This is a genomic window from Streptomyces novaecaesareae (assembly GCF_000716875.1).
GTDB classification, from domain to species: Bacteria; Actinomycetota; Actinomycetes; order Streptomycetales; family Streptomycetaceae; genus Kitasatospora; species Kitasatospora novaecaesareae.
Map to the genome: position 1 here is coordinate 64,410 of NZ_JNWQ01000033.1, position 7,450 is coordinate 71,859.

At 74.6% G+C, this 7,450-nt stretch carries 8 protein-coding genes; 7 read left to right on the forward strand and 1 reads right to left on the reverse strand.

Annotated features, from left to right (window positions below; translation table 11 throughout):
* The first annotated feature begins 19 nt into the window (after positions 1-19).
* The 6 genes from OP86_RS38790 to OP86_RS14970 are packed head-to-tail and all read left to right on the forward strand — an operon-like array spanning position 20 to position 6,214.
* A complete protein-coding gene (locus tag OP86_RS38790) occupies positions 20-1,267 on the forward strand; it encodes an SCO2321 family membrane protein (RefSeq protein ID WP_033331965.1) in 1,248 nt (415 codons plus the stop codon).
* Complete coding sequence (locus OP86_RS38060; protein WP_030062325.1) at positions 1,267-1,977, forward strand: SCO2322 family protein; 711 nt, start codon at positions 1,267-1,269, stop codon at positions 1,975-1,977. The genes OP86_RS38790 and OP86_RS38060 overlap by 1 nt, the downstream gene beginning before the upstream one ends.
* A gap of 35 nt (positions 1,978-2,012) precedes the next feature.
* Complete coding sequence (locus OP86_RS14955) at positions 2,013-3,119, forward strand: CbiQ family ECF transporter T component (RefSeq protein ID WP_063832379.1); 1,107 nt, start codon at positions 2,013-2,015, stop codon at positions 3,117-3,119.
* Complete coding sequence (locus tag OP86_RS14960; RefSeq protein WP_030258866.1) at positions 3,116-4,717, forward strand: ABC transporter ATP-binding protein; 1,602 nt, start codon at positions 3,116-3,118, stop codon at positions 4,715-4,717. The genes OP86_RS14955 and OP86_RS14960 overlap by 4 nt, the downstream gene beginning before the upstream one ends.
* Complete coding sequence (locus OP86_RS14965; RefSeq protein ID WP_030062321.1) at positions 4,714-5,547, forward strand: ECF transporter S component; 834 nt, start codon at positions 4,714-4,716, stop codon at positions 5,545-5,547. The genes OP86_RS14960 and OP86_RS14965 overlap by 4 nt, the downstream gene beginning before the upstream one ends.
* A 34-nt stretch (positions 5,548-5,581) precedes the next feature.
* Complete coding sequence (locus OP86_RS14970; RefSeq protein ID WP_030062319.1) at positions 5,582-6,214, forward strand: hypothetical protein; 633 nt, start codon at positions 5,582-5,584, stop codon at positions 6,212-6,214.
* Here OP86_RS14970 and OP86_RS39170 read toward each other — a convergent pair.
* Complete coding sequence (locus OP86_RS39170) at positions 6,204-7,166, reverse strand: helix-turn-helix domain-containing protein (RefSeq protein WP_418952631.1); 963 nt, start codon at positions 7,164-7,166, stop codon at positions 6,204-6,206. The two genes, OP86_RS14970 and OP86_RS39170, sit on opposite strands and share 11 nt — an antisense overlap.
* 98 nt (positions 7,167-7,264) lie before the next feature.
* Between OP86_RS39170 and OP86_RS37445 the strand changes: the two genes are divergently transcribed.
* The coding region (locus OP86_RS37445; protein WP_209440345.1) for a hypothetical protein at positions 7,265-7,450 on the forward strand (186 nt) is incomplete at its 3' end.

Consider the following 7,450-nt stretch of genomic DNA (forward strand, 5'->3'; position numbering starts at 1 on the left):
CGAAAGGCACATCCGCACCATGCTGACCGCCGCCCGCCTGGGCGCCGCCGCCCTGTCCGCCGCGCTGCTCACCGGCATCGCCGCCGGACCGGCCCTCGCCGACGTCCCCCCGCCCGGCATCCCGGACGGCCTGTACGGCAAGAGCGACCCGACGTACGACGGCGTGTGGCGGCAGTCGCTGACCCTCACCGCGCTCACCGCCGCCAAGGTCACCCCCGCCGACTCGGCCGTCGGCTGGCTCGCCGGCCAGCAGTGCGAGGACGGCGGCTGGCCCTCCTACCGCGCCGCCGGCGCCGCCTGCGACGCCAAGTTCGAGGACAGCAACGCCACCGCCGTCGCCATCCAGGCCCTGATCGCCCTCGGCGGACACCAGCCGGCCGTCGACAAGGGCGTCGCCTGGCTCAAGGCCAACCAGAACGCCGACGGCAGCTGGGCCTACAACCCGGGCAACCCGGGCGACGCCAACTCCACCGGCCTCGCCGTCAGCGCGCTGTTCGCCGCCAGGACCGACCCGGCGAGCATCGCCAAGGCGGGCAGCGGCGGCGCCGGGAAGAACGCCTTCGACGGCCTCGCCCGCTTCCAGCTCGGCTGCGCCGCCCCCGCCGACCAGCGCGGCGCCTTCGCCTACCAGCCGGACGCCGCCACCGGCACCCTCGCCCCCAACACCCTGGCCAGCGCCCAGGCCGCGCTCGCCGCGGCGGGCGGCCACCTGCCGGTCGCCAGCTCGGTGCGCGCCGACACCGAACCCAAGCCCCTCGCCTGCTCCGACGGCTCCGCGCCCGCCACCGTCCCGCACGCCGAGGCGGGCGAGGCCACCGGCGCCTACCTCACCGCCCAGCTCACGGCGGGCGGCGAACACCTCACCCTCACCACCCCGGGCGCCGCCCCGAGCCCCGACTACACCGCCACCGCCTGGGCCGCCCTCGCCCTCACCCAGAGCGGCCACCCCGACCAGGCCGCCGGCGCCGTCGACTGGCTCGACCAGCAGGAAGCCACCTGGACCAAGGACGGCAGCGACGCCGGCGCCACCGCCACCCTCCTGCTGGTCTCCCAGGCCGCCCACCGCGACACCGCCGAGCTCACCGGCAAGCTCACCGCGCTCGGCCCCACCCCCAAGGCCACCGCCGCCAGCTCGGACCAGGCCACCCCGGCGAGGAAGAAGACCGACAGCATCAGCCAGTACTGGCTGATCGGCGTCGGCCTCCTCATCGGCATCGGCGGCGGGCTCCTGCTCAGCCTCCAGCGCAAGCGCAACCCGAACCTCTGATGCGCCTGATGCGTCCTGACCTGCGCACCCGCGGCCGCCTCGCCGCGCTGCTGCTGCCTCTGCTCGGGGCCCTGTCCGGCGCCCTGCTGGTCCTCGCCGCGGCCGCCTCGCCCGCGGAGGCGGCCGGGTACCGGTACTGGTCGTTCTGGCGCGGCGCGGACGGCGGGGGCTGGGCCTACCAGCAGCAGGGGCCCGCGATCGCGGTGCCGCAGGACGGGGCCGTGGACGGCTGGCGGTTCGCGGTGAGCCCGGACGGCGGGCAGGACGCCGCGAAGCCGCGCACGGCCGGGAGCTTCGCGACCATCTGCGCGGAGACGCCCGCGCAGGAGGGGCACAAGCGGGTGGCCGTCGTGCTGGACTTCGGGACCGCCGGGGACGCCGGGATCTCGGGGGCGTCCGGGGCTTCTGACGGTGTGGTGCCCGAGCCGCGGACGGCGTGTGCCAGTGTCGCGCCCCGGGCCACCTCGGCCGAGGTGCTGGCCGCCGTCGCCCCGCCGCTGCGCTACGACACCAACGGCCTGCTCTGCGCCATCGCCGGGTACCCGAAGGCCGGCTGCGCCGACCAGGTCGGTGCGGCGGGCGCCGCCAGGACGGACGGCCCGAAGGCCGAGAGCAGCGGCCCGGACATCGGCCTGATCGCCGGGGGCGCGCTGGTCGCCGTCCTCGCCGGGGGCGCCGTCTGGCAGGCGCGCCGCCGCCGTCAGTCCTGACCCCGCCCGTTCGAGACCCCTCCAGGAACGTCCCCGTGAGCAGCACCGCCCGCAGCACCCGGCCGCCCACCGGCCCCCGCCAACTGCACCCCGGCGCCTGGTGGTTGTGGGCGCTCGGACTGGGCGCGGCGGCGACCCGCACCACCAACCCGGCGGTCCTGCTGCTGCTCGCCGCCGTCGCGGGGTACGTGGTCGCGGCCCGGCGCGGCGACGCGCCCTGGTCGCGGTCGTACGGGGCGTTCCTGCGGCTGGGCCTGCTGGTGCTCGGCATCCGGCTGGTGTTCGCCGTCTTCCTCGGCTCGCCGATCCCCGGCACCCACGTGCTGTTCACGCTGCCCGAACTGCCGTTGCCCGCCTGGGCGCAGGGCGTGCGGATCGGCGGCCGGGTCACCGTCGAGGGCCTGCTCGCGGCGCTGTACGACGGGCTGCGCCTGGCCACCCTGCTGATCTGCGTCGGCGCCGCCAACTCGCTGGCCAGTCCGGCCCGGCTGCTGCGCGCCCTGCCCGGGGCGCTCTACGAGGCGGGCGTGGCGGTGGTGGTGGCGATGACCTTCGCGCCGAACCTGGTCGCCGACGTCCGCCGGCTGCGCGCCGCGCGGCGCCTGCGCGGCCGTACGGACCGGGGCGTCGCCGCCGTGCTGAGCGTCGGACTGCCGGTGCTGGAGGGCGCGTTGGAGCGGTCCGTCGCACTGGCCGCCGCGATGGACACCCGCGGCTTCGGCCGCACCGCCGACGTCCCGCGCCGGCTCGCCCGGGCGACGGCCGCACTCACCCTGGCCGGGCTGCTCGGGGTCTGCCTGGCCGCGTACGGGCTGCTCACCGCAGGCGGCACCGGCTGGGCGCTGCCGGTGCTGCTGCTCGGCCTGGCCGCCGCCTCCGCCGGACTGCTGCTCGGCAGCCGACGATCCGTCAGATCGCGCTACCGGCCCGACCCTTGGGCGTTCCCGGAGTGGCTGACGGCCGGCTCCGGCGCCGCGGTGGCGGCCCTCACCACCTATCTGGCCGCGCAGGACCCGGCCGCCTTCGCCCCGACCGTCGTTCCGCCGACCGTCCCCGCGCTGCCGCTGGCCGCCGTCCTGACCGTACTGCTCGGCCTGGTACCGGCGTTCGCCGCCCCGACCCCGCCCCGGAGGGCATCGTGATCACCTTCGAGCAGGTCTCCGTCCGGTACGAGGAGACCGCCGCGCCCGCGCTGAGCGGGGTCGACCTCACCGTCCCCGAGGGTGAACTCTGCCTGCTGGTGGGGCCGTCGGGCTCCGGCAAGTCCACCCTGCTGGGGACGGTCAGCGGCCTGGTGCCGCACTTCACCGGCGGGGTGCTGCACGGCCGGGTCACCGTCGGCGGCCGGGACACCCGCGAGCACCGGCCGCGCGAACTCGCCGACCTGGTCGGCACCGTGGGGCAGGACCCGCTGGCACACTTCGTCACCGACACGGTGGAGGACGAACTCGCCTACGGCATGGAGTCGTTGGGACTGCCCGGCGACGTCATGCGCCGCCGGGTGGAGGAGACCCTCGACCTGCTCGGCCTCGCCGACCTGCGCGACCGCGCGCTGGGCTCCCTCTCCGGCGGGCAGCAGCAGCGCGTCGCGATCGGCTCGGTGCTCACCGTGCACCCGCGCGTCCTGGTCCTGGACGAGCCGACCTCGGCGCTCGACCCGGGCGCGGCCGAGGAGGTGCTGGCCGTCCTCCAGCGGCTGGTGCACGACCTCGGCACCACCGTGCTGATGGCCGAGCACCGGCTGGAGCGGGTCGTCCAGTACGCCGACCAGGTGCTGCTGCTGACCCCGGGCGCGCCACCCGTCCTCGGCGAACCCGCCGAAGTGATGGCGCACTCGCCCGTGCACCCGCCCGTCGTCGGCCTCGGCCGGCTCGCGGGCTGGCGGCCGCTGCCACTGTCGGTGCGCGACGCACGACGCAAGGCGGCGCCGCTGCGCTCGGAGTTGGACGGCCGCCGGCCCGCCGCTGTGCCGTCGCCCAGCGGTGAACCCATCGCCGTCGCCGACCGCCTCGCCGTCCGGCGCGGCCCCGTCCAGGCGCTGCGCGGGGTGGACCTCTCCCTGCACCCCGGCGAGATCACCGCCCTGATGGGCCGCAACGGCGCCGGCAAGTCCACCCTGCTGGGCAGCCTGGTCGGCCTGCACGCCCCCGCCTCCGGCAGCGTCCGGGTCGGCGGCCGCACCCCGCACCGCACCCGCCCCGCCGAGCTGATCCGCCAGGTCGGCCTCGTCCCGCAGGACCCGCGCGACCTGCTGTACGGCGAGTCGGTCGCCGCCGAGTGCGCGGCGGCGGACAGCGACGCGGGCGCCACCGCGGGCACCTGCCGCGCCCTGGTCGAACGTCTGCTGCCCGGCATCGCCGACGCCGCCCACCCGCGCGACCTCTCCGAGGGCCAGCGGCTCACCCTCGCGCTCGCCGTCGTGCTCACCGCCCGGCCCCCGCTGCTGCTCCTGGACGAGCCGACCCGCGGCCTGGACTACGCCGCCAAGGCCCGGCTGGTGGAGATCCTGCGCGACCTCGCCGCCGAGGGGCATGCCGTCCTGCTGGCGACCCACGACGTCGAGCTGGCGGCCGAACTCGCCCACCGCACGGCGATCCTGGCCGAGGGCGAGATCGTCGCGGACGGGCCGACAGCCGAGGTCGTGGTCTCCTCCCCCGCCTTCGCCCCGCAGGTCGCCAAGGTCCTGGCGCCGGGGCCGTGGCTCACCGTGCGGCAGGTCGCGGAGGCGCTGGGCGCATGAGTCATCCGGTCCCCCTCGGCCGCCGCTCCACCGCGGCCCTGGCACTCGTCTCGCTCGTCGGCGTCGCCGCCTTCGGCTGGCCGCTGCTCGCCTCCACCAAGTCGGCCCTGGTCGGCCACTCCACGGACGCGCCGTGGCTGTTCGCCCTCCTCCTGCCCCTTCTGCTCGCCGTCGTCATCGCACAGATCTCCGAGGGACGGGAGGCGGGCGGCGGCGCACCGGGCCTCGACGCCAAGTCCGTCGCGCTGCTGGGCGTCCTGGCGGCAGCCGGTGCCGCCCTGCGCCCCCTGGGCGCCGGGACGGCCGGCCTGGAACCGATGTTCTTCCTCATGGTCCTCTCCGGCCGCGTCCTCGGCCCCGGATTCGGCTTCGTCCTGGGCTCGTTGTCGATGTTCGCGTCCGCCCTGCTCACCGGCGGGGTCGGGCCGTGGCTGCCGTTCCAGATGCTCGCGATGGGCTGGGTCTGCCTCGGCGCGGGCCTGCTGCCGGGCTCTTCGAGGATGCGCGGGCGCCGCGAGCTCGTACTCCTCGCCGGGTACGGCGCCGTGTCGGCCGTGTTGTACGGCACGATCATGAACCTGCAGGGCTGGCCGTACATCGGCGGCCTGGCCGGCTCCATCTCCTTCGTCCCCGGCGACCCGCTGCCCGCCAACCTGGTCCGCTTCGCCGCCTACTGCCTCACCACGTCCCTGGGTTGGGACCTGCCGCGCGCCGCCCTCACCGTCGTGCTCTGCCTCACCCTCGGCACCCCCGTCCTGCGCGCCCTGCGCCGCGCCACCCGACGGGCCGCCTTCGACTCGCCCGTCGACTTCCGGCCGCCACTAGGGTGAACGTTCGAACCACGGCAGAACGGGAGTCCACCCAGTGTCCGACGAGCCCCTCGACCTTGACGAAGACGACGACGAGGACGATCCCTGGATCGTCGCGACCTGCCCCATCGGTCCCGAACTGGCCGCACAGATCGCCGGAATGGCAGACCTCGACTGGACGGACGGAGACGCCGGCGAGGAGGCGATGACAGCCGCCGGCTGGAGCTCCACCGGCGACTACCTGGGCGAGCTCAACGGGAAGGCCTGCACGCCCGCAGGCCACTTCGTGTACGGCGACGACTGCCTCTTCGTGCCGTTCATATACGAGTACTACGTCAACCCCGACGGACCGATGGGCGAGGACTTCTGGGGCACCCTCCCCGGCTGGCAGGGCTTCGTCGACCCGCCCGTCGGCACCTTCGACGCCCAACTCGACGCCGTCGCCGACCAGTTCGCCGCCCTCCTGGGCCCGCCCGACCACGACATCAGCCGCGAGCGGCGACCGCGCTCCGGCAGCATCTGGCGGTACCGCATCTGGCGCCGAGGCGGCAACGCCCTGGTGGTGGCCCCGGGGATGGACCCCTTCTCGTACTCCCAGTTCGAGCACGCCTTCGTCCAGATCCGCCCCCTCCCGGCGGACGCACCGCTACCGGCCCCTTCCGAGCTGGTCGACTTCTTCAACTGGTAGCCGCCCGACAGGCACCACACACCTGCCCCACACCCCCGACGGGCCGCCCGCACATCCCACGCCGCCCGGAACACTCATGTCGACGCGGCCCGCCGTTCTCATTCCCACGCATCGGAGCAGGCGGCACCTTGCCAATCCGCGCCGCCAGGATCGCCCCGACGCTGTGCGTCACCCTCTCCGGCAGGGGAGCCCCCAGCATCCCCACCAGCACCTCTTTGCTCCACCCACCCGCAAGCAACCCCTCCACCCGCGTGGCCTGGTCCGTCAACGGCTTCCCCGCCAACGCCATCCGCGGCTCCCGCCGCCCAAGCTCCAGCAGAAGCCCCATTCCAGCCGTCGACTTCCCGGACGGAGGGACGGAAGGAACTTCCACTTCCTTCACCCTCAGTTCCTTGGAAGGGCTTCCCGCGCTCCCGGCGCCTACCGCCCCAGCTCCAGGCGCCCCGGCGGCCGGAGCTTGGGGAACCGGCGGCACCGTGTGAACGGCCTTGCCCGCCACCGGCACCTCATGCACCGAAACGACGGTCCGCACCTGCCCGTTGACCGGATCCCGCAACGTCCGCCGGACGTAATGCCCGGCCGCCTCCAGCTCCCGAAGCGCCCGCGAAACCGTCGCCCGCCCCTCAACGCTCTTCGCCGCCAGCGTGCGCACGTCCTCCCGCGCCCCGTCCGGCAAGCTGAGCAGGTAGGAAAGAAGCCCCCGCGCCGCCCAACTCAGCGAGTGCTTACGGACGACATGCCCGTTGTCCAGGATCGTGTACCCGGGAGCATGCCGGGGGATACGATGAATCTGCATTCGGGAGCCCTTACTCCTGGTGCCATACCCCGGGGTGTTGGCCCACCGCCGGGGCTTACTTTTGCCCATACACCGGGCGCCCCTCCAGACGCCCCGCATCGCAATGTTCACCGTATTGCTGTAACCGAGCGTCAAACTCCAGCTCGCATCACCCATTCGGGCGGCGCAGGCACACACACCCCGGCGCGCGCGTCTGGGACTCTCGCGCCTGAGCCCACTCCCGAACCTGCGCCAGGTTGGTACCGTCGGTTCCCATGACTGACTACGAGACCGAATTCCGGTCGCTGGACGGCACAGCACTGTTCGGCACGGTCACTCCCGCACCAACTACCGCAACCTCGCTAGTGTCCTGCGCCGGAGATCCGTCGGCAGAATCGGGCAAGGGAGTCGAGGATCTCGTCGGCGGTCTTGGTCCAGGTGAACGGTGTGGGGTCCTCGTT

Excerpts from the sequence above, each read along its gene's own strand:
- OP86_RS38790 (WP_033331965.1), top strand. The coding sequence starts at position 20 with ATGCTGACCGCCGCCCGCCTGGGCGCCGCCGCCCTGTCCGCCGCGCTG.
- OP86_RS38060 (WP_030062325.1), top strand. The coding sequence starts at position 1,267 with ATGCGCCTGATGCGTCCTGACCTGCGCACCCGCGGCCGCCTCGCCGCG.
- OP86_RS14965 (WP_030062321.1), top strand. The coding sequence starts at position 4,714 with ATGAGTCATCCGGTCCCCCTCGGCCGCCGCTCCACCGCGGCCCTGGCA.
- OP86_RS39170 (WP_418952631.1), bottom strand. The coding sequence starts at position 7,166 with ATGGGTGATGCGAGCTGGAGTTTGACGCTCGGTTACAGCAATACGGTG.